We start from the raw sequence: 21,370 nt of genomic DNA on the forward strand, positions 1-21,370 counted from the left end.
CCGCCCGCGCCGTGGCCCCCGGCGTCCGCGCCCCGGCGCCGGCCGCCCCGCTGAGCCGCTCGGCGGGCCTCGGCGCGGCTGCCGTGCTGGCGCTCCTCGCCGTACGATTCGGACGGCGATTCGGAAGGTGATACGGACGTTGCCCTGCGTGACGGGCCTCCTCGGCGTCCGGTCGACTGCTGGGCGGCTCGTCTGGCCGCGGCACGCCCGCCACCCTGTGGCTGAGGCGATTTGCGACGGTGCTCGCTCATGGAACGACTACTCCTCGGGCAGGCGAGAGCGCCTGGAAGCGGCAGTTGAGATCCGGTCCCCCCGAATTACGGACGAGCCACTGCGGAAGGCTCATCCGCAGTACATCCGGCAGTCCGCGATAACTGACGCGCGAAGGCGCCTCGCGGTTCCCGGTGGTCTGCATGCCGCACAGACTACGCACGGTCAAAACCCACCTAGGGCCGAACTTCACCCCAAACGGCGCAAGTCGATCCCTGCGAATTGACGATGTGACGCCGTTCACGAAGGTCACCCTTGTCGAACCGGAAGGACCGATCTATCGTGCTGATGTATCGAGTCGATACATCAGTGCGGCATAAGTACGCCGGTGGATCCGGCGGACCGTGTCAGCGGCAGCAGCGGGAGAAGGAGGAGGCGACAGTGAGCCGACGCTCCGGCATCCTGGAGTTCGCCGTTCTCGGCCTGCTCCGCGAATCGCCGATGCACGGCTATGAGCTGCGCAAACGCCTCAACACCTCGCTGGGGATCTTCCGTGCCTTCAGCTACGGAACCCTCTACCCCTGCCTCAAGACGCTGGTCGCCAGCGGCTGGTTGATCGAGGAGCCCGCCGGCGCGCCGACGGACACCACGCCCGCACCCGCCTCCTCTCTCACGGGACGCCGGGCCAAGATCGTCTACCGGTTGACGGCAGAAGGTAAGGAGCACTTCGAGGAACTGCTGTCCCACACCGGTCCGGACGCCTGGGAGGACGAGCACTTCGCAGCCCGCTTCGCCTTCTTCGGGCAGACCGAACGCGATGTGCGGATGCGGGTGCTCGAAGGTCGGCGCAGCAGGCTGGAGGAGCGTCTGGAGAAGATGCGCGCCTCCCTCGCCCGCACTCGTGAACGACTCGACGACTACACACTTGAGCTGCAGCGGCACGGCATGGAGTCCGTGGAGCGCGAAGTGCGCTGGCTGAACGAGCTCATCGAGAGCGAGCGATCGGGACGGGATCGGCGACGATCCACACCCGAGGACTCCGCTCAGCAGGACACACCAGGAGAGACGGGCGGCCTGCCCCGGCACCGGGACACCACCCCGCCGGATCCGTCCGACGACACCGCCAAGTGAAGTCACCGCACTCCGCGGGGTCTTCATCGGAAACACCGATTACACAGGGAGCAACCGGAATGGGTTCGGTTCGCGTAGCCATCGTAGGCGTGGGCAACTGCGCCGCCTCGCTGGTGCAGGGCGTCGAGTACTACAAGGACGCCGATCCGGCCGGCAAGGTGCCCGGTCTGATGCACGTCCAGTTCGGCGAGTACCACGTCAGTGACGTCGAGTTCGTCGCCGCCTTCGACGTCGACGCGAAGAAGGTCGGCCTCGACCTCGCGGACGCCATCGGCGCCAGCGAGAACAACACCATCAAGATCGCGGACGTGCCGAACACGGGCGTGACCGTCCAGCGCGGCCACACCCACGACGGTCTGGGCAAGTACTACCGCGAGACGATCGAGGAGTCCGCGGACGCCCCGGTCGACGTCGTCCAGGTCCTCAAGGACAAGCAGGTCGACGTCCTCGTCTGCTACCTGCCCGTCGGTTCCGAGGTCGCTGCGAAGTTCTACGCGCAGTGCGCCATCGACGCCAAGGTCGCGTTCGTCAACGCTCTCCCGGTCTTCATCGCCGGTACCAAGGAGTGGGCGGACAAGTTCACCGAGGCCGGTGTCCCGATCGTCGGCGACGACATCAAGTCCCAGGTGGGCGCCACCATCACGCACCGCGTGATGGCGAAGCTCTTCGAGGACCGGGGTGTCATCCTGGACCGCACGATGCAGCTGAACGTCGGCGGCAACATGGACTTCAAGAACATGCTTGAGCGTGAGCGCCTGGAGTCCAAGAAGATCTCCAAGACGCAGGCCGTCACCTCGCAGATCCGCGACCGTGAGCTCGGTGAGGGCAACGTCCACATCGGACCCTCGGACTACGTGGCCTGGCTGGACGACCGCAAGTGGGCGTACGTACGCCTCGAAGGCCGCGCCTTCGGTGACGTTCCGCTGAACCTGGAGTACAAGCTTGAGGTGTGGGACTCCCCGAACTCGGCCGGTGTCATCATCGACGCCGTCCGCGCGGCGAAGATCGCCAAGGACCGCGGTATCGGCGGCCCGATTCTCTCCGCGTCGAGCTACTTCATGAAGTCGCCGCCGGTCCAGTACTTCGACGACGAGGCCCGCGAGAACGTCGAGAAGTTCATCAAGGGCGAGACCGAGCGCTGAAACGGCCGTCTCGGCTGACAGCCTCACCGGAGCTCTGAGCGGCGACGCTCACCTCTTCCTGCCGCACGTCGGGGGTCCCCGGGCAATCCGCCCGCGGACCCCCGACGTGTGTGACGCTTGCTCCCATGTCTGTCGCGCGTGATCTGCGCCTGCTGCTGCGCCTTCGGAACTTCCGGCGCCTTCTCACCGTGCGGCTCCTCTCCCAGTGCGCCGACGGCGTCTACCAGGTCGCTCTCGCCGCGTACGTCGTCTTCTCCCCGGAGAAGCAGACCTCGGCGGCCGCCATCGCCTCGGCGATGGCGGTGCTCCTTCTGCCGTACTCCCTCATCGGCCCGTTCGCCGGGGTACTCCTGGATCGCTGGTCGCGCCGTCAGGTCTTCCTGTACGGGAACCTCCTGCGGGCCGCCCTGGCCTGCTGTACGGCCCTGCTGATCCTCGCTGCGGTGCCCGACTGGCTCTTCTACGCCTCGGCCCTCTGCGTCACCGCCGTCAACCGCTTCGTCCTGGCCGGTCTTTCCGCTGCCTTGCCCCGGGTGGTGGACGCCGACCGGCTCGTCGTCGCCAATTCGCTCTCCCCGACCGCCGGCACCCTGGCCGCCACCGCGGGCGGGGGCCTGGCCTTCGCCGTGCGGCTGGTGGCCGACGAGTCCGACGCGGCGGTCGTCCTGCTGGGGGCGATGCTCTACCTGCTGTCCGCGCTGGCCTCACTGAGCCTGCCGCGCGGCCTGCTGGGGCCCGACACCGACGGGACCGCTTTGCGGCTACGGACCGCTCTGCTGGTCACTGCGCGCGGGCTCGTCGCCGGACTGGGCCATCTGGCGCAGCGCACTCACGCCGCCCGGGCGCTGACCGCCATGACCGTGATCCGCTTCTGCTACGGCGCGCTCACCGTGATGGTGCTCATGCTGTGCCGCTATGCCTGGTCGGAGACGGAGTCCGACGGGCTGGCCCTGCTCGGCCTGGCAGTCGGGGTCTCCGGTGCGGGGTTCTTCATCGCCGCCGTCGTCACCCCCTGGGCCGTGGGCCGGCTCGGGCGGTACGGGTGGATCGTGGCCTGCGCCGGGGCCGCGGCGATCCTGGTGCCCACCCTGGGCCTCTCCTTCGCCCCGCTCCCGATGCTGATCGCCGCGTTCGTTCTCGGCATCGTGACGCAAGGCTCGAAGATCGCGACGGACACCGTCATACAGACCTCGGTCGACGACTCCTTCCGCGGCCGGATCTTCTCTCTCTACGATGTGCTCTTCAATGTCGCGTTCGTGGGCGCGGCGGGGGTGGCGGCCCTGATGCTGCCTCCGGACGGCAGGTCCGTCGCTGTGCTGGCAGTAGTGGCCGCGCTGTACGCGGTCGTCGCGGTGGCCATGTTCCGCTGGCGGCACTCCGGCGCAAGGCAGTAATCGCTCGCACCTGTGCCGAGGGGTGGTGTTTCACGTGAAACACCACCCCTCGGCACAACGGGCGGTGCGATGTTTCACGTGAAACATCGCACCGCCCGGACTCAGCCCTGCTTTGCCCACCATTCCTTGAGAGCCGCCACCGCGGCATCCCGCCCCATGGGGCCGTTCTCCAGCCGCAGCTCCAGCAGGAACGCGTACGCCTTGCCGATCACCGGCCCGGGGCCGACGTCGAGGATCTGCATGATCTCGTTGCCGTCCAGGTCGGGGCGGATGGAGTCGAGCTCTTCCTGCTCCTGCAACAGGGCGATGCGCTCTTCCAGCCCGTCGTAGGTGCGGGAGAGCGCGTTCGCCTTGCGCTTGTTGCGGGTCGTGCAGTCCGATCGGGTCAGCTTATGGAGACGGTCGAGGAGGTGCCCCGCATCCCGCACATACCGGCGCACGGCGGAGTCGGTCCATTCCCCGTCCCCGTACCCGTGGAAACGAAGATGGAGCTCCACCAGCTTCGACACGTCCTTGACCAGCTCGTTGGAGTACTTGAGCTCGGTCAGGCGCTTCTTGGTCATCTTCGCGCCGACCACCTCATGGTGGTGGAAGGAGACCCGTCCGTCCTTCTCGAAGCGGCGGGTCCTCGGCTTGCCGATGTCGTGGAGCAGGGCGGCAAGCCGCAGTACGAGGTCGGGGCCGTCCTCCTCCAGGCCGATCGCCTGCTCCAGGACGGTCAGCGAGTGCTCGTAGACGTCCTTGTGACGGTGATGCTCATCACTCTCCAGCCGCAGCGCGGGAAGCTCGGGCAGCACGTGCCCGGCCAGCCCGGTGTCGACCAGGAGGCCCAGTCCCTTGCGGGGGTGCTGGGAGAGCAGCAGCTTGTTGAGCTCCTCACGGACCCGCTCGGCGGAGACGATCTCGATCCGTGCGGCCATCTCCGTCATCGCGGTCACCACGTCGGGGGCGACCTCGAAGTCCAGCTGCGCGGCGAACCGGGCGGCGCGCAGCATGCGCAGCGGGTCGTCGGAGAAGGACTCCTCAGCCGTTCCCGGGGTACGCAGCACCCGCTCGGCCAAGTCCTTCAGTCCGCCGTGCGGATCGATGAACTCCTTCTGCGGCAGCGCCACGGCCATCGCGTTGACCGTGAAGTCACGGCGCACGAGGTCGTCCTCGATGGAGTCGCCGTAGGAGACGTCCGGCTTGCGCGAGGTCCTGTCGTACGCCTCCGACCGGTAGGTCGTGACCTCGATCTGGTAGCCGTCCTTCTGGGAGCCGACGGTGCCGAAGGCGATCCCGACCTCCCACACCGAGTCGGCCCAGGGGCGGACGATCCTGAGTACGTCCTCGGGGCGGGCATCGGTGGTGAAGTCCAGGTCGTTCCCGAGCCTGCCGAGCAGCGCGTCGCGGACAGAGCCGCCGACCAGCGCAAGACCGAATCCGGCCTGCTGGAATCTGCGGGCGAGGTCGTCGGCGACCGGGGACACCCGCAGCAGCTCACTCACCGCGCGGTGCTGCACCTGGCTCAGTGCACTGGCGTTCTCTTCGTTGGCGTTCGGCACAACAGAAAAGGGTACGTGCACGGACCGGCCGGGGCGTCATCGTTTACCCGGACCCTGCGGGAGACCCGCGATCATGTGGCACGGACCCCAGCACTTCGGCCCGGCGCTCCTCGTTACCATGCGGGGACGCAGGACCGACAACGACCGACAGAACCTGACGACGACAAGGGACGGGTAGGCGCGTGGCCGAGGCGGCAGACTTCCAGGGGACGCGTCCCTCTCCTGCCCGCCGGTGGCTGCGGCGCACGGCCTCCGTGGTGCTCGGAGCACCACTGCTGGCCGGTCTGCTGACAGTACCGGCCGCCGCGGCCGCTGAGCCCGCCAAGGCCCCCACCGGCTCCCGTACGGTCGATGTGTCTCTCGACACGCTCTCGCCGAGCGTTCCCACGGAGGACGACACGCTGACCGTCTCCGGGACGCTGACCAACCGGGGCAAGGAGACGATCGACGACGCCGAGGTCGATCTGCGGGTCGGCCCGCGGCTTTCGGGCCGGGGGCAGGTCGACGACGCCGCCAAGCGCACCCGCTACATTCCCGGCGTCGACCCGGCCGCCGTCGGCGGAAAGTACACGGTGAAGTTCCCCGAGCTCCGCAAGGGGATCAGCCAGGACTTCACGCTCTCCGTGCCCGTGGACAAGCTGGGCCTGGACGACCCGGGCGTCTACCAGCTCGGCGTCTCGGTCTCCGGCCGTACCGGCACCGCCCCCTACGAGCAGGTGCTGGGCATCGAGCGCTCGTTCCTGCCCTGGCAGCCCGAGGCGAGCGACAGCAGGACCAAGGTCACCTTCCTCTGGCCGCTGATCGCGTCCCCCCATGTGACGGCGGAGACCCGCTCGGACGAACAGCAGACACCCGTCTTCACCGACGACGACCTGGCCAAGGAGATCGCGCCCGGCGGCCGGCTGGAGCGGATGGTGGCCCTGGGCAGTCGGCTGCCCGTGACCTGGGTGATCGACCCGGACCTGCTGGCGAGCGTCGCCGCGATGGCCGGGCGGTACGAGGTCCAGTCCGGGGACACGACCGTCCCGGGCAGGAACCAGGCCGCCGCGAGACAGTGGATCACCGCCCTGGAGAAGGTGGTGGAGGACGGCAAGGTGATCGCGCTGCCGTTCGCCGACCCGGATCTGGCCTCCATCGCACACCGGGGCAAGACCGTCTCCGGCACACTCAGCCATCTGCAGAACGCCTCCACGGTGGCCGCCACCACGGTGGAGACCATCCTCCACGTGAAACCGTCCACCGACTTCGCCTGGCCCGTGAACGGCGCTGTGGACCCCTCGATCGTCGATGTGGCGACCTCGGCCGGTGCCCACAACGTCATCGCCCGCAGCGACAGCTTCCGGGAGGCCGGGCAGCTCCCGTACACCCCGACCGCGGCCCGGCCGATCGGCGGCGGGACCACCGCGGTCGTCGCCGACGTCCGGCTGTCGACCGCGTTCGACCGGGACATGTCGAGGGCGAACACCTCCACCCTCGCGGTCCAGAAGTTCCTCGCCCACACCCTGACGCTGACCGAGCAGGTCCCCGACAACGAGCGCAGCATCGTCGTGGCGCCGCCCCGGATGCCCACCACCGCCCAGGCCCAGACGATGGCCCGCGCTCTGGAGGGCTTGTCGGGCAACCGCTGGACGCAGCCGTCCGACCTGGTCGCCGCCTCCGATGAGAAGCCTGACCCGCAGGCCACCACCAGGATTCCGCGGGCCTCCGCGTACCCGAAGAAGCTCCGCGAGCAGGAGCTGCCCACTCAGGCGTTTCAGGACATCCGGGCCACCCAGGGCTCCCTCGACGGCTTCCAGACCATCCTCACGCAGCCCGAGCGCGTGGTGACGCCCTTCGGCAACGCGGTCAACCGCTCGATGTCGACGTCCTGGCGGGGCCGGTCCCTGGAGGCGCAGCAGTACCGGGACGCGGTCCGCGACTACCTCCAAAGCCTCACCAACGAGGTCCAGCTCATCGAGAAGTCGGACGTGACCCTCTCCGGGCGCAGCGCGACGATCCCGGTGACGGTCCAGAACAAGCTGGTGCAGGGCGTCGACCGGCTGGTTCTCCGGCTGACCTCGGACAACATCCGGCTCAAGTTCAACGACGACGGGAACAAGGCCGAGCTGCCGGTCAGCATCGCGGGCGGGCACAGCCAGTCGGTGAAGTTCGACACGGCGACCAGCGCCAACGGCCGGGCCCAGGTCACCGCCCGGCTCTACACGGAGGACGGCACCCCGTACGGCGAGGAGATGACCTTCACCGTGAAGGTCTCCGAGGTGACGCCCACCGTGCTGCTCGTGATCGCCGGCGGCCTGCTGCTCCTGGTGCTGGCAGGCGTGCGGATGTACAGCCACCGCAAGCGCGCCGCGGCAAGCGACACGGCGAACGGCAACGGCGACGAACCCGAGCAGCCGAGTGACCCGACCCCGGACACCGGTCCGGAAAGCGGGGCCCCGTCGGGGACGGGTGAGAAAGTGGACCGTTGAGCGATGTCTGTCGTGGCCGGTCGGCCGGGGACGATGAGGTAGGGGTTTCGATGAACGCGCCGTACGACGGTGACCGCGGGCAGGGCGCGGGCGGAGCGGCTGCTCCGGGCGAGCCTCCGGTTCCTCCGGACGCGGGCTGGGACGGCTCGGTGGAGCCTGACCCGTACCTCCAGCACGCCTACGAGGACGACCCCTACCGCGCCCACGGCCTGGCCGCCCAGGACCCGGTGGGCGAGGCGCTGTACGACCGCGCCGCGCACCCACCGCCGCCTCCCGGCACCTACCAGGAGCCGGGGCCGCTCTACCAGCAGCCGCCCGCCGCCCCGCACGCCCCCGACCCGCGCATCTGGGCCCAGACCCCGCCGCCCGAGCCCGCGGGCCCCTCCCGGCACCTCCCCTATGGCGACCGGCCGGCGACCACGCAGTTCGTCGGCGTCGACGACCTGGTCACCCAGGCGTCGGACGACCGCCAGGAGCCGGACGCGTTCGCCCATCTCTTCCGGGACCAGGAGGGGTCGGGCAAGCCTGCGGGCCCGCCCGAGCCTGCTCCCGCACCCGCGCCCGCCAAGGGCGGCGGCAAGGTATCCGGTCTCCTCAAGTCCAGCGCGGTCATGGCGGCGGGCACGCTCGTCTCCCGGCTCACCGGATTCGTCCGGTCCCTGGTGATCACCGCCGCACTCGGCGCCGCACTGCTCGGCGACAGCTTCACCATCGCGTACACCCTGCCGACGATGATCTACATCCTCACCGTCGGCGGCGGCCTCAACTCGGTCTTCGTCCCCCAGCTCGTCCGTGCCATGAAGGACGACGAGGACGGCGGTGAAGCCTTCGCGAACCGCCTGCTGACCCTGGTGATGATCGCGCTCGGCCTGATCGTCGCCGTCGCGGTCCTCGTCGCACCGGTGCTGATCCAACTGATGTCCAACACGATCGCCGACGACGTGGCCGCCAACAGCGTCGCCGTGACCTTCGCCCGGTACTGCCTGCCCACCATCTTCTTCATGGGTGTGCACGTGGTGATGGGTCAGATCCTCAACGCTCGCGGCAAGTTCGGCGCGATGATGTGGACGCCGGTCCTCAACAACATCGTCATGATCATCACGTTCGGGCTCTTCATCTGGGTCTACGGCACCTCCGCCGAATCCCGGATGGGCGTCGACACCATCCCGCCGGAGGGCATCCGGCTGCTGGGCATCGGCACCCTGCTCGGTCTCGTCGTCCAGTCGCTGGCGATGATCCCCTACCTGCGCGAGACCGGCTTCCGCTTCCGCCCCCGATTCGACTGGAAGGGCCACGGGCTCGGCAAGACCGTCAAGCTGGCCAAGTGGACGGTCCTGTTCGTCCTGGCCAACCAGGCGGGCGTGCTGGTCGTCACCCAGCTCGCCACGGCCGCGGGCAAGCTCTCCGGCAAGGACGGCACCGGGTTCCTGGCCTACTCCAACGCCCAGCTGATCTGGGGCATGCCCCAGGCCATCATCACCGTCTCCGTCATGGCCGCACTGCTTCCCCGGATCTCCCGTGCCGCCCACGACAACGACCCCGGTGCGGTCCGCGACGACATCTCGCAGGGGCTGCGCAACTCGGCTGTCGCCATCGTGCCGGTGGCCTTCACGTTCCTCGCGCTCGGCCTGCCGATGTGCACCCTGCTCTACGCGTCCAGCGGCGCCGAAGCGGCCCGTTCCATGGGCTTCATCCTCATGGCGTTCGCCCTCGGTCTGATCCCGTACTCCGTGCAGTACGTCGTGCTCCGCGGGTTCTACGCCTACGAGGACACCCGCACCCCGTTCTACAACACCGTCATCGTGGCCGCCGTCAACGCAGCGGCCTCCGCCCTCTGTTACGTCGTCCTGCCCGCCCGTTGGGCCGTCGTGGGCATGGCCTTCTCCTACGGACTGGCCTACGCGGTCGGCGTGGGCGTCGCCTGGCGCCGACTGCGCACCCGGCTGGGCGGCGATCTGGACGGGGCGCACATCGTGCGGACCTACGCCCGCCTCTGCATGGCTGCGGTGCCCGCGGCCCTGATCGGCGGCGGTATCGGCTTCGCGATCCTCGAACTCCTCGGCAACGGCGCGCTCGGCTCGCTGGCCGCACTGATCTGCGGCGGTGTCCTCCTGATGGCCGTCTTCTTCGTCGCCGCGAAGAAGATGCGCATCGAAGAGGTCAACGGCCTGGTCGGCATGGTCCGGGGACGGCTCGGCCGCTGAATGAGCGCACGCCCGCACAACCATCGCCGGACTCCGCGTGTCGTGCATAGCGCCGGAGTGTGGGCACAATTGGCGTGACTGTGCAGAGCTGGCTGGCATCGCGCAACGGATGGGGAGGCAGGAACGACGGTGGCGGAACGTAGCACGGCTGCCGTCGACGTGGCCGACAACAGTGGCGACAAGCCGCTGACCGCCAAGGCGGACGCGGCCACGACCGACGGGACGGCGCAAGCCGAGGACACCAAGGGCGCGAGCCCCGAGGACGCCGAGAACACGAACGGCGGGCGGCCGCTTTCCGAGGCCGTCCCGGCGTCGCCCGATCTGCACAGCGGTCACAAACTCGCCGGGCGCTACCGCTTGGAGGAGTGCGTCACCCGTCTGGACGGCTTCAGCAGCTGGCGTGCGGTCGACGAGAAACTCCGCCGCGCGGTGGGCGTCCACCTGCTTCCCGCAGACCATCCGCGAGCCCGCTCCGTGCTGGCCGCGGCACGCTCGTCGGCGCTGCTCGGCGACCCCCGCTTCGTGCAGGTCCTGGACGCCGTGGAGGAGAACGACCTCGTCTACGTCGTCCACGAGTGGCTCCCGGACGCCACCGAGCTCACCGCTCTGCTGGCCGCCGGGCCGATGGAGGCGCACGACGCCTACCAACTCGTCAACCAGCTCTCCCAGGCGATGGCCGCCGCCCACCGCGAGGGCCTGGCCCATCTGCGCCTCACCCCCGGCGCGGTGCTGCGCAGCTCAACCGGCCAGTACCGGATCCGCGGCCTGGCCGTGAACGCCGCCCTGCGCGGCATCACCGCCGAACATCCGCTCCGCACGGACACCGAGGCGATCGGCGCCCTGCTGTACGCCGCGCTGACCCACCGCTGGCCGTACGAGAACGACGCCCACGGGCTCGCCGGACTGCCCAAGGGCCTGGGGCTCATCGCCCCGGACCAGGTCCGTGCCGGAGTCCACCGCGGCCTGTCGGAGCTCGCCATGCGTGCGCTCGCCAACGACGGCGCGACCGCCTCCCGGCAGGAACCGCCCTGCACCACCCCGGACGAACTGGCCAGGGCGGTCGCGGCCATGCCGCGCATCCTTCCGCCGGAGCCCACGTTCACCGCACCTCCCGCCTACCAGCGGACCACCTATCAGCAGGGCACATACGGGCGCCCGTCCTCCCACCCGTCCTCCGTCACCCAGCCCGTGATGCCGGTCCCTCCGCCCCCGCTGCAGAGCCGTGCCGGCCGAGCGCTCAAGTGGACCGTCTCGGCGCTCCTCATCGCCGCTCTGGGCCTCGGCAGCTGGCAACTCGCGGAGACCCTGCTCGACCGCAGGGGCAGCGCGGGGGACCCCCCTCCCACACAGGGCACTTCCGAGCCGGCCGACGACGGCAAGGGCAAGGCGGATCAGAAGCCTCTCGCCATCAAGGACGCCGTCGAGTACTTCCCGGACGGGAAGGCACAGGACCCCGGCGATGTGGGCCTGACCCATGACGGCGACCCTGCGACCTACTGGCGTTCGAAGACCTTCGTGGACGGACCGCAGCTGGCCCCGTTCAAGCAGGGCATCGGGATCATGTACGAGATCGGGGCCGACCAGAAGGTCTCAGCGGCGTCCATCGGGCTCAAATTCACCGGGGAGCGCACCAGGATCGCGCTGTACGCCGCCGACTCCCTCTCGTCGTCGGCGCCTCTGAGCTCCATGAAGAAGATCGCCGACACGGAGACCACGGGCTCCACGGCGACCCTTGAGGCGAAGGAACCCGTCAGCACGCGGTTCGTCCTCGTCTGGATCACCGACGTGCCGAGGTCACCCGCCGACAGCTACAGCAGGGACGGATACAAGCAGGGTGTGACGGACGTCCAGTTCACTGGATGACCCAGGGCAGATTCCGTATCGGCCCGGCTGTACGGTGTTGAGCCGGGGGCCTCTCCGGGCTCAACACCGCAGTCGGCATTCTGCACAGTTCGGGGGAGAGGAATGGTCGCCGGACCCACAGATCCTGGATCGAGCGACGCGGAACTGCTCGCCCGGCATGTCGCCGGTGACCCCGACGCCTTCGGTGAGCTCGTACGCCGCCACCGCGACCGCCTGTGGGCCGTGGCACTGCGCACCCTGGGCGATCGGGAAGAGGCGGCCGACGCCGTCCAGGACGCTCTGGTCTCCGCCTTCCGGGCCGCCCATACCTTCCGGGGCCAGTCCGCCGTCACGACCTGGCTGCACCGGATCACCGTCAACGCCTGCCTCGATCGGGTCCGCAAGGCGGCCTCCCGCAGGACGTCTCCCGTGGACGACGCCGAGCGTCTCGACCAGCTCCTGGAACCCCATGAGTCGGCCGAGGCCCCCGCCGTGCGCCAGGACCTCCACCGCCAGCTCCAGGACGCCCTGGCCACACTGCCCGCCGAACAACGAGCCGCCCTCGTCCTCGTCGATATGCAGGGCTACCCCGTCGCGGAGGCCGCCAGCATCCTGGATGTGCCGTCCGGCACCGTGAAGAGCCGGTGCGCCCGGGGCCGGGCGAGACTGGCCCCCCTGGTACGCCATCTACGCGGAGGGGCCGGGGAACAGGCCCCCGACGGGGACAGCGACGCCACCGGAAGGAACCGGACGCCCGGCCGATCCGTCCCACCGGCGTCGGGACCACGAGACGCAGGAACAAGCGATCCTGCCGCTGCGAAGGGAGGAGGTGGGCGCCCGTGACCCCCACGGCCGACACGGCTCAGCACCCGGAGGTCTTCGAGATCTCCGATCTCACCGAGGGACTGCTCTCCCCCTCCCGCGCCGAAGAAGTCCTCCGCCACATCGCGGGATGCGACCTCTGCGCGGAGGTACGGGACTCGCTCGACGAGATCCGCGGTCTGCTCGGAACCCTGCCGGACCCCGAGCCGATGCCCGAGGACGTCGCCACCCGCATCGACGCGGCACTCGCGGCCGAAGCTCGTCCTTCCGCACCCACCGTGGACGAGCCAGTCAATGTTTCACGTGAAACGGAGACTGGAGAGGCACGGGTCGGAGCAGCCGAAGCAGCAGGAACCGCAATCTCCCGGGGCGCATCCGTGGGCAGTGGTAGCGGCACATCCGCCCCGGACCGCCCCGCCGGCCGGCCCTCCGCCCTCACCGGCCCGGGCCGTCGGCCGGCCCGTCGCCGCCGCCGTGCCGCAATCCTCGGCACCGCGTTCGGCGCCGCGTTCGTCGGGATGAGCGTCTTCCTCCTCCAGTCCCTCGATCTGACTGGCGACTCCTCGCCGACGATGGCCGACAGAGGGGTCAGCGCGTCGGACAGCGGTGCGCACGCCTACACCGACGGCACGCTCGAAGCCCAGGTCCAGGACCTCATCGGCGACGAGGCGAGCCAGGCCAGCCCCGGGGTGAAGAAGGTGCCGCCGAACGCGGACACCAAGTCGACGGGCGAGGCCTTCAGTCCCGAATCCGAGATCTCCAAGAACCCGATGAAGGTCCCCGCCGTCGCCGTACCCCCGTGCGTCCAGCAGGCCACCGGCCGCACCACACCCGCCCTGGCCCTGGATGAGGGGACCTACCGGGGAACAGACGCCTATCTCGTCGTCCTTCCGCACACGAGCGACCCCTCACGCGTGGAGGCCTATGTCGTGGCCGCCTCCTGCGTGGACACCGCACCGGAGTCCACTGGGCAGCTGCTGCTCACGCGCGCCTACGACCGCCCCTGAGGACCGCTACGGCACGGCGGGAATGCATCACCCGTAGGATCCGTTGGGTGGGGTGAGAGTCGTTGAACCGACCCCCGTAGGCAGTAGGCAGTCTGCAGAGACGAGGAAGAAACCCGTGAGCGACGTCCGTAATGTGATCATCATCGGCTCCGGACCGGCCGGGTACACCGCCGCGCTGTACACCGCCCGCGCCGCGCTCAACCCGTTGGTCTTCGAGGGCGCCGTCACGGCTGGCGGTGCGCTGATGAACACCACCGACGTGGAGAACTTCCCCGGCTTCCAGGACGGCATCATGGGCCCCGAGCTCATGGACAACATGCGTGCCCAGGCCGAGCGTTTCGGCGCCGAGCTGGTCCCCGACGATGTGGTCGCGGTCGACCTCACCGGTGACATCAAGACCGTTACCGACACCGCGGGCACCGTCCACCGCGCCAAGTCCGTCATCGTGACGACCGGCTCCCAGCACCGCAAGCTCGGACTGCCCAACGAGGACGCCCTCTCCGGACGCGGTGTTTCCTGGTGCGCTACCTGCGACGGGTTCTTCTTCAAGGACCACGACATCGCCGTGGTCGGCGGCGGCGACACCGCGATGGAAGAGGCGACCTTCCTCTCCCGCTTCGCCAAGTCCGTCACGATCGTCCACCGCCGCGACACCCTGCGCGCCTCCAAGGCAATGCAGGACCGGGCCTTCGCCGACCCGAAGATCAAGTTCGCCTGGGACAGCGAGGTCGCCGAGGTGAAGGGCGACCAGAAGCTCTCCGGTCTGACCCTGCGCAACACCAAGACCGGCGAGACGTCCGAGCTTCCCGTGACCGGCCTGTTCATCGCCGTCGGCCATGACCCGCGCACCGAGCTCTTCAAGGGGCAGCTGGAGCTCGACGACGAGGGCTACCTGAAGGTCGAGGCGCCCTCCACCCGCACCAACCTGACCGGTGTCTTCGGTGCCGGAGACGTCGTCGACCACACCTACCGTCAGGCCATCACGGCAGCCGGTACAGGCTGCGCCGCCGCCCTGGACGCCGAACGTTTCCTGGCCGCCCTGGCCGACGCGGAGCCCGCCGAGCCGGAGAAGACCCCGGCCGTCTGAACTTCCTCATCTCACCCACCCCGAGAGACTCCCCCCGAGAGACTAAGGAGGCCGCCGTGGCCGGCGACCTGAAGCACGTTACGGACGACACCTTCGACGAGGTCGTCCTCAAGAGCGAGAAGCCCGTTCTGGTCGACTTCTGGGCCGCCTGGTGCGGTCCGTGCCGCCAGATCGCCCCCTCGCTGGAGGCGATCGCAGCCGAGCACGGCGACAAGATCGAAATCGTCAAGCTCAACATCGACGAGAACCCGGGGACCGCCGCCAAGTACGGCGTGATGTCCATCCCGACCCTGAACGTTTACCAGGGTGGCGAGGTCGCCAAGACCATCGTCGGTGCGAAGCCGAAGGCCGCGATCCTCCGCGACCTCGAAGGCTTCATCGGCCAGTAGCGGTCTGCGCTCCGGCGCAATGTTTCACGTGAAACGGGCCCACCCCCTTGATGAGGGGGTGGGCCCGTTCCGCATGTCAGAGGCAGAGGGAAAGCGGGCCCGGTTCAGAGTGGGCGCAGCGCGGGTTCCTTCTGGACCGCCCCCAGGAGCCGGTCCAGGGCCATCTCCACGTCCTCCTTCCAGGAGAGCGTCGTCCGCAGCTCCAGCCGCAGCCGCGGGTAGGCGGGGTGCGGCCGCACGGTCTTGAAGCCGACCGCCAGCAGATGGTCCGCGGGCAGCACACATGCGGTGTCCGTGGAGCGAGCGTTGCCGAACGCCTCGATGGCCTTGAAGCCCCGGCGCAGGACGTCCTTGGCCACGGTCTGCACCATGACGCGGCCGAGCCCCTGCCCCTGGTACTCGGGAATGATCAGACCGGTGATGAGCTGAACGGCGTCGGGGGAGACCGGGCTCGTAGGAAAGGCCGTCGAACGGGGGACGTAGGCGGGAGGGGCGTAGAGAACGAAGCCGACCGGCACGTCGTCCACATAGACCACCCGGCCGCAGGAGCCCCACTCCAGGAGGACCGCGGAGATCCAGGCTTCCTTCTCCAGCTCCGGCTTGCCCGCCTTTACCGCAGCTTCTCCACTGACCGGGTCAAGCTCCCAGAAGACGCACGAGTGGCAGCGCTCGGGGAGATCCGAAAGGTTGTCCAGGGTGAGTGGTACAAGCCGACGCCCCATGACGGCGATACCTCATTTCCTGCGCCCGCCGCAGCGCGTGCGGCTGCCAGCGCGCTCCGTTCCTGGAACAGGCTGCCGACGAACCCCCCGACGGCACCCAGGCCCAGTCCGACCGTGACAAGCCGACTGCGGCTCACTCTTCGCAAGGCCCCCGCCCTCCTCTGAGGTCGATCACCATGGATGCGCCATCCCAAACGCATCGTATCCACCCAGAGGTGATGCGGATACCGAGACAGGGCAAAGGGCGGGCCGTGTTCCGGTATGCACCGGCACACGGCCCGCCCTTCAGAGAGCCCGTCGGCTCAGCCCTCGTCGCCCTCCTCGGACGCCTCGGCGAGCCGGTTCTCCAGCACCCGGCCCTCGCCCGGGGCAAGACTGCCGAGAATCCGGTCCAGATCCTCCATCGAGGCGAACTCGACGACGATCTTTCCCTTCTTCTGGCCCAGATCGACCTTCACCCGGGTCTCGAAACGGTCGGACAGCCGGGTCGCCAGGTCGCTCAGCGCGGGGGACAGCCGCCCACCGGCCCGGGGGCCCTTGGGCTTCGGCGAGCTCGCGGGGCGCGAGCCCATGAGCGTCACGATCTCCTCGACCGCACGCACCGAAAGACCCTCGGCGACGATGCGGTGCGCAAGGCGGTCCTGCTCCTCGGAGTCGTCCACGGAGAGCAAGGCACGGGCATGGCCGGCCGAAAGAACGCCTGCCGCGACCCGGCGCTGCACGGGCGGCGAGAGCCGCAGAAGTCGCAGCGTGTTGGAGACCTGGGGGCGGGACCTGCCGATCCGGTCTGCCAGCTGGTCATGCGTGCAGTTGAAGTCCTTGAGCAGCTGGTCGTACGCGGCTGCTTCCTCCAGCGGGTTCAGCTGAGCCCGGTGAAGGTTCTCCAGCAGCGCGTCCAGCAGCAGCTTCTCGTCGTCCGTGGCGCGGACGATGGTGGGAATCCGCTCCAACCCCGCTTCACGGCAGGCCCTCCACCGACGCTCACCCATGATGAGCTCGTAGCGGTCCGGTCCGACCTTGCGTACGACGACCGGCTGGAGCAGGCCGACCTCCTTCACGGAGGTGACCAGCTCGGCGAGCGCGTCCTCGTCAAAAACCTCACGAGGCTGGCGGGGGTTCGGCGTGATCGCCCCGATCGGCAGCTCGGCGAAGTAGACGCCGGACGTCGACGCTTCCTGCTCGGACCGGTCTTCGGGGGCGGAGGCGGGCTCCGGCACCACGGTGGCGGACGGCAGCGCGGTCACCTTTGCGGCGGCCACCCCACGCTCCGACGTCAGAATCGACCCGGTGCCGGACGAGGGCGAGCCGCCGGGCGCCGACACCTGCTTCTCCTGGGGTGCGGCCGGGATCAGTGCACCGAGTCCACGCCCCAGCCCTCTACGACGCTCACTCACTGGATGCCCTCCGAAACGTTCTGCTGGCTGTTCTGACTGCCCGGGTGGGCGTGCTGGGCCTCGTAGTGCACACCGACGCCCCGCAGGGCGATCTCCCGGGCGGCTTCGAGGTAGGAAAGCGAGCCGCTGGACCCGGGGTCATAGGTCAGCACGGTCTGCCCGTAGCTCGGGGCCTCCGAGATGCGCACCGACCGCGGGATGCTCGTCCGCAGCACCTCCTTGCCGAAGTGGGTGCGAACCTCTTCGGCGACCTGCGAGGCGAGCCTTGTCCGGCCGTCGTACATCGTCAGCAGGATCGTCGAGACATGCAGCTCGGGGTTGAGATGCCCCCGCACCAGATCGACGTTCCGCAGGAGCTGCCCCAGGCCTTCCAGCGCGTAGTACTCGCACTGGATGGGGATCAGCACCTCGGCCCCGGCCACCAGCGCATTGACCGTCAGCAGGCCGAGCGAGGGCGGGCAGTCGATGAGGATGTAGTCCAGCGGCTGCTCGTAGGCCTGAATGGCCCGCTGAAGCCGACTCTCCCGTGCCACCAGCGACACCAGCTCGATCTCCGCACCGGCGAGATCGATGGTGGCGGGGGCACAGAAGAGGCCTTCGACGTCCGGAACGGGCTGGACCACCTCGGAGAGCGGGCGGCTGTCCACCAGAACGTCGTAGATCGAGGGGACATCGGCATGGTGGTCGATGCCCAGCGCCGTGGAGGCATTGCCCTGCGGGTCGAGGTCGACCACCAGAACACGCGCACCGTGCAGAGCCAGGGAGGCAGCAAGGTTGACCGTCGTGGTCGTCTTACCGACCCCGCCCTTCTGGTTGGCCACCACCATGACACGGGTGCGGTCAGGGCGGGGCAGCCCTTCGCCGGCGCGGCCGAGGGCCTCGACCGCCAGCTGAGCGGCACGGCCGATGGGTGTGTCGTCCATCGGCGGCGGTGTTTCACGTGAAACACCCTCCCCCGCGGACTCGGTTCGGGGACCGGGGACCGGGTCGGTCATCGGTCCCGCGATGTTGGCGTCGGACCGCAAGGATTCACTCTCCTCGACTTCAGGCTCGCAATGCACAGAGCCTGCCATGCTTTCGGGGTCGTGAACCAGCGAGGCCCGCTGTTCTGTGGACGAATCCGCGGGTGTGGACAACTTGGCCACTCGTCCGGGCTTGCGGTCACGCGGTGTGGAAGCCGCACGACCGCGGCCGATGATTCCCTGGAGCAGAGAGCGACGTTTCACGTGAAACACGATGCCCCCGCCGGGCAACTACCAGGCCACGACACTCCGCACGGGGTACGTATGGCCGCTATCCCGGCATACCACTGTTAGGCGGCACAAGAAGTAAAAAGGTCCGCATACCGGCCGACCATACAGAGACCGTCGACCGGACAGCGGCTCCCCCCGGGACGCCCGTCAGCGACGCCTGCGTGTACGCCCTGTCCGGGCAGCCTTGGCCCTCTTTGCGGCGAACCTCACACCACCCGGGCTCTCGCCCACCACCACACGGACCACCGTGGAGAGCGGATCGACCACACCCTCACCGACCTGGAGCACCTCGGTCTCCACCACACCGAGCTTGCTCAGCGCGGCCCTGGCGCCGTTGATCTCCTCCTCGGCCGTGTCGCCCTTGAGCGCGAGCATCTCACCGTACGGCTTCAGCAGAGGCACCCCCCAGCCCGCCAGCCGGTCCAGCGGTGCCACGGCGCGCGCGGTCACGACATGCACCGGCTGAAGCGTCCCGAGGACCTCCTCGGCCCGGCCACGTACGACCGTGACATGGTCCAGGCCGAGCAGCTCGACGACCTCCTGGAGGAAGTTCGTCCGCCGGAGCAGCGGCTCCAGCAGGGTGATCTTGAGGTCGGGGCGCACCAGCGCCAGCGGGATACCGGGCAGGCCCGCACCCGAACCCACATCGCAGACGGTGACGCCTTCCGGCACGACCTCGGAGAGCACCGCACAGTTCAGCAGGTGGCGCTCCCAAAGCCGCGGCACCTCACGCGGGCCGATCAGGCCGCGCTGGACTCCGGCGTCCGCCAGAAGCTCCGCGTACCGGACAGCCTCCGGGAAGAGCTCTCCGAATACCGCCTGCGCCTCTTCAGGTGCCTGGGGGAGCTCTGCTGCCTCCGTCACGGGGACCGTCCTTCCATACCGCACTAGCGCACTGTGGGTGGCTGACTATCAGGCTGACAAAGATCGGCCCCGCCTGCGAACAGACGGGGCCGACAGTACAAGGATCCGGTCAGGCCGGGAGAACGACGACGAAGCGCTGCGGCTCCTCGCCCTCCGACTCGCTCCGGAGACCGGCGGCGGCGATCGCGTCGTGCACGACCTTGCGCTCGAACGGGGTCATCGGGTCCAGCTTCACCGGCTTGCCCGAGTTCTTGACCTCGTCCGCGGCCTTGGCACCCAACTCGGCGAGGATCTCGCGCTTCTTCGCACGGAATCCGCCGATGTCCAGCATCAGACGGCTGCGGTCGCCGGTCTCCCGGTGAACGGCCAGTCGCGTCAGCTCCTGGAGCGCCTCCAGGACCTCCCCGTCCCGGCCCACGAGCTTCTGCAGATCGCGTGCCGAGTCGCTGATGATCGACACCGCGGCCCGGTCCGCCTCGACGTCCATGTCGATGTCGCCGTCGAGGTCGGCGATGTCGAGCAGTCCTTCGAGGTAGTCGGCCGCGATCTCGCCCTCCTGCTCCAGGCGGGTCAGGGTGTCGCTGCCCTCAGCGGCGGCCGTGGAGGTGGTGCCTTCCGTCACGGATGGACTCCTTCTTACTTCTTGGACGGGTGCTTGGGCCGCTGCGGGCCCTTGCGCTGTCCGGACTTGGCTTGGCGTGAGGAGCCGGAGGCGGGCTTGCCCGGGGACTTCGGCTTGTCGTCCTGCGATGCGTCCTGCTTCTGGAGCGAGGTCTTGGAGCCTGCGGTCGCGCGCTCGGTGTCCTTGGCTCCGCCCGCCGTGGCGGCCGTCTGGCGCTTCGCCTTGGTCTGGCGCTTGGGCTGCTGACGCTTGTGCGCGGTGCCCTCGGCCTCGGCGGCGGCGGTGTCGCTCTTCAGCACGGTGCCGTCCTCCTGGGCCGCGAGACCCAGCTTGGCCAGACCGGTGATGAACTTGCGCTCGATGTCGTTGCGGTCGGGACCCTTGGCGACGATCGCCTTGACCATCTTGCGCCGGGTCCGGCCCCGTACCTGACCGTGAGAGGTCACGCTCTTGAGCACCCGCTGGAGGTAGGCGTCCTGCGCCTTGCTGCCCGGCGTCGGGTTCTGGTTGATCACGTACATCTGCTGACCCATGGTCCAGACGTTGGTGGTCAGCCAGTAGACGAGGACACCGACGGGGAAGTTGATGCCCATCACGGCGAAGATGACCGGGAAGATGTACATCAGCATCTTCTGCTGCTGCATGTACGGGGTCTTCACCGTCAGGTCGACGTTCTTCGTCATCAGCTGGCGCTGGGTGAAGAACTGCGACGCCGACATCAGCACGATCATCAGCGCGGTGACGACGCGGACGTCCGTCAGGGAGGCGTTGAGCGAGGCGACCTTCTCGGCGCTGTCCGTGAACTTCGCGGCCAGCGGGGCGCCGAAGATGTGGGCCTGACGCGCGCTGTCGAGCAGATCCTGGTTGATCGCGCCGATCTTCTTGCCCGAGGCGATGGACGACAGCACGTGATACAGGGCGAAGAAGAACGGTGACTGCGCCAGGATGGGAAGGCACGAGGAGAGCGGGTTGGTGCCCGTCTCCTTGTACAGCTTCATCATCTCTTCGGACTGACGCTGCTTGTCGTTCTTGTAGCGCTCCTGGATAGCCTTCATCTTCGGCTGGAGCACCTGCATATTGCGGGTCGACTTGATCTGCTTCACGAAGAGCGGGATCAGGCAGATCCGGATCAGGACCACCAGGGACACGATCGACAGGCCCCAGGCCCACCCGGAGTCATCGCCGAACAGCGCTCCGTAAACCTTGTGGAACTGGACGATGATCCACGAGACGGGCGTGGTGATAAAGCTGAACAGACTGGCAATCGTGTCCACT

The 21,370-nt window shown here is 68.8% G+C and carries 17 protein-coding genes; 10 read left to right on the top strand and 7 right to left on the bottom strand.

Annotated elements, in window-relative coordinates:
• Positions 1–651: 651 nt before the first annotated feature.
• The 3 genes from CIB93_RS25075 (at position 652) to CIB93_RS25085 (ending at position 3,877) form a co-directional block, all read left to right on the top strand.
• Positions 652–1,341: a PadR family transcriptional regulator gene (locus CIB93_RS25075; RefSeq protein ID WP_096630032.1), complete on the top strand. Its 690-nt coding sequence runs from the start codon at positions 652–654 to the stop codon at positions 1,339–1,341.
• 59 nt (positions 1,342–1,400) lie between these two features.
• A complete protein-coding gene (locus tag CIB93_RS25080) occupies positions 1,401–2,483 on the top strand; it encodes an inositol-3-phosphate synthase (RefSeq protein WP_096630034.1) in 1,083 nt (360 codons plus the stop codon).
• Positions 2,484–2,608: 125 nt separating this feature from the next.
• A complete protein-coding gene (locus CIB93_RS25085) occupies positions 2,609–3,877 on the top strand; it encodes an MFS transporter (RefSeq protein WP_096630035.1) in 1,269 nt (422 codons plus the stop codon).
• 101 nt (positions 3,878–3,978) lie between these two features.
• On the opposite strand, the gene CIB93_RS25090 is transcribed toward CIB93_RS25085, so the two are convergent.
• Complete coding sequence (locus CIB93_RS25090) at positions 3,979–5,421, bottom strand: CCA tRNA nucleotidyltransferase (protein ID WP_096630037.1); 1,443 nt, start codon at positions 5,419–5,421, stop codon at positions 3,979–3,981.
• Between the two features lie 182 nt (positions 5,422–5,603).
• Here CIB93_RS25090 and CIB93_RS25095 point away from each other — a divergent pair, with 182 nt between their 5' ends.
• The 7 genes from CIB93_RS25095 to trxA all read left to right on the top strand — a co-directional run bounded on the left by CIB93_RS25095 (position 5,604) and on the right by trxA (position 15,240).
• A complete protein-coding gene (locus tag CIB93_RS25095; RefSeq protein ID WP_096630038.1) occupies positions 5,604–7,889 on the top strand; it encodes a DUF6049 family protein in 2,286 nt (761 codons plus the stop codon).
• Between the two features lie 50 nt (positions 7,890–7,939).
• On the top strand, positions 7,940–10,093 hold the full coding sequence (gene murJ, locus CIB93_RS25100) for a murein biosynthesis integral membrane protein MurJ (RefSeq protein WP_096630040.1): 2,154 nt from the start codon (positions 7,940–7,942) through the stop codon (positions 10,091–10,093).
• 129 nt (positions 10,094–10,222) lie between these two features.
• Positions 10,223–11,956: a protein kinase family protein gene (locus tag CIB93_RS25105; protein ID WP_096630041.1), complete on the top strand. Its 1,734-nt coding sequence runs from the start codon at positions 10,223–10,225 to the stop codon at positions 11,954–11,956.
• A gap of 102 nt (positions 11,957–12,058) precedes the next feature.
• A complete protein-coding gene (gene sigM, locus CIB93_RS25110) occupies positions 12,059–12,778 on the top strand; it encodes an RNA polymerase sigma factor SigM (protein ID WP_096630043.1) in 720 nt (239 codons plus the stop codon).
• Positions 12,775–13,764 carry an anti-sigma factor gene (locus CIB93_RS25115; protein ID WP_096630044.1) on the top strand — a complete coding sequence of 330 codons (990 nt, stop codon included), beginning with the start codon at positions 12,775–12,777 and terminating at the stop codon, positions 13,762–13,764. The genes sigM and CIB93_RS25115 overlap by 4 nt, the downstream gene beginning before the upstream one ends.
• Before the next feature lie 115 nt (positions 13,765–13,879).
• On the top strand, positions 13,880–14,851 hold the full coding sequence (gene trxB, locus CIB93_RS25120) for a thioredoxin-disulfide reductase (protein WP_096630046.1): 972 nt from the start codon (positions 13,880–13,882) through the stop codon (positions 14,849–14,851).
• A 56-nt stretch (positions 14,852–14,907) separates the two neighbouring features.
• Positions 14,908–15,240 (top strand): thioredoxin, encoded by a 333-nt coding sequence (gene trxA / locus CIB93_RS25125; RefSeq protein WP_096630047.1) that lies wholly within the window; start codon positions 14,908–14,910, stop codon positions 15,238–15,240.
• A 104-nt stretch (positions 15,241–15,344) separates the two neighbouring features.
• Here trxA and CIB93_RS25130 read toward each other — a convergent pair whose 3' ends face one another.
• The 6 genes from CIB93_RS25130 to yidC form a co-directional block, all read right to left on the bottom strand.
• Positions 15,345–15,962, bottom strand: a complete 618-nt coding sequence (locus CIB93_RS25130) for a GNAT family N-acetyltransferase (protein WP_096630049.1) — start codon at positions 15,960–15,962, stop codon at positions 15,345–15,347.
• Between the two features lie 302 nt (positions 15,963–16,264).
• Positions 16,265–17,356: a ParB/RepB/Spo0J family partition protein gene (locus tag CIB93_RS25135; protein ID WP_096630051.1), complete on the bottom strand. Its 1,092-nt coding sequence runs from the start codon at positions 17,354–17,356 to the stop codon at positions 16,265–16,267.
• The gene (locus CIB93_RS25140) at positions 17,353–18,429 is read right to left on the bottom strand and encodes a ParA family protein (RefSeq protein WP_096630052.1); all 1,077 of its coding nucleotides are present in this window, start codon (positions 18,427–18,429) and stop codon (positions 17,353–17,355) included. The genes CIB93_RS25135 and CIB93_RS25140 overlap by 4 nt, the downstream gene beginning before the upstream one ends.
• Before the next feature lie 327 nt (positions 18,430–18,756).
• Positions 18,757–19,473, bottom strand: coding sequence for a 16S rRNA (guanine(527)-N(7))-methyltransferase RsmG (gene rsmG, locus CIB93_RS25145; RefSeq protein WP_096630054.1), 717 nt, complete (start codon positions 19,471–19,473; stop codon positions 18,757–18,759).
• Between the two features lie 109 nt (positions 19,474–19,582).
• Entirely contained in the window at positions 19,583–20,095 is a 513-nt protein-coding gene (locus CIB93_RS25150) for a R3H domain-containing nucleic acid-binding protein (protein WP_096630055.1), read from the bottom strand.
• A gap of 14 nt (positions 20,096–20,109) precedes the next feature.
• Positions 20,110–21,369: a membrane protein insertase YidC gene (yidC, locus tag CIB93_RS25155; protein ID WP_096630057.1), complete on the bottom strand. Its 1,260-nt coding sequence runs from the start codon at positions 21,367–21,369 to the stop codon at positions 20,110–20,112.
• Between the last annotated feature and the right edge of the window lies 1 nt (position 21,370).

The sequence above is a fragment of the Streptomyces sp. WZ.A104 genome, from assembly GCF_002382885.1.
Taxonomy (GTDB): domain Bacteria; phylum Actinomycetota; class Actinomycetes; order Streptomycetales; family Streptomycetaceae; genus Streptomyces.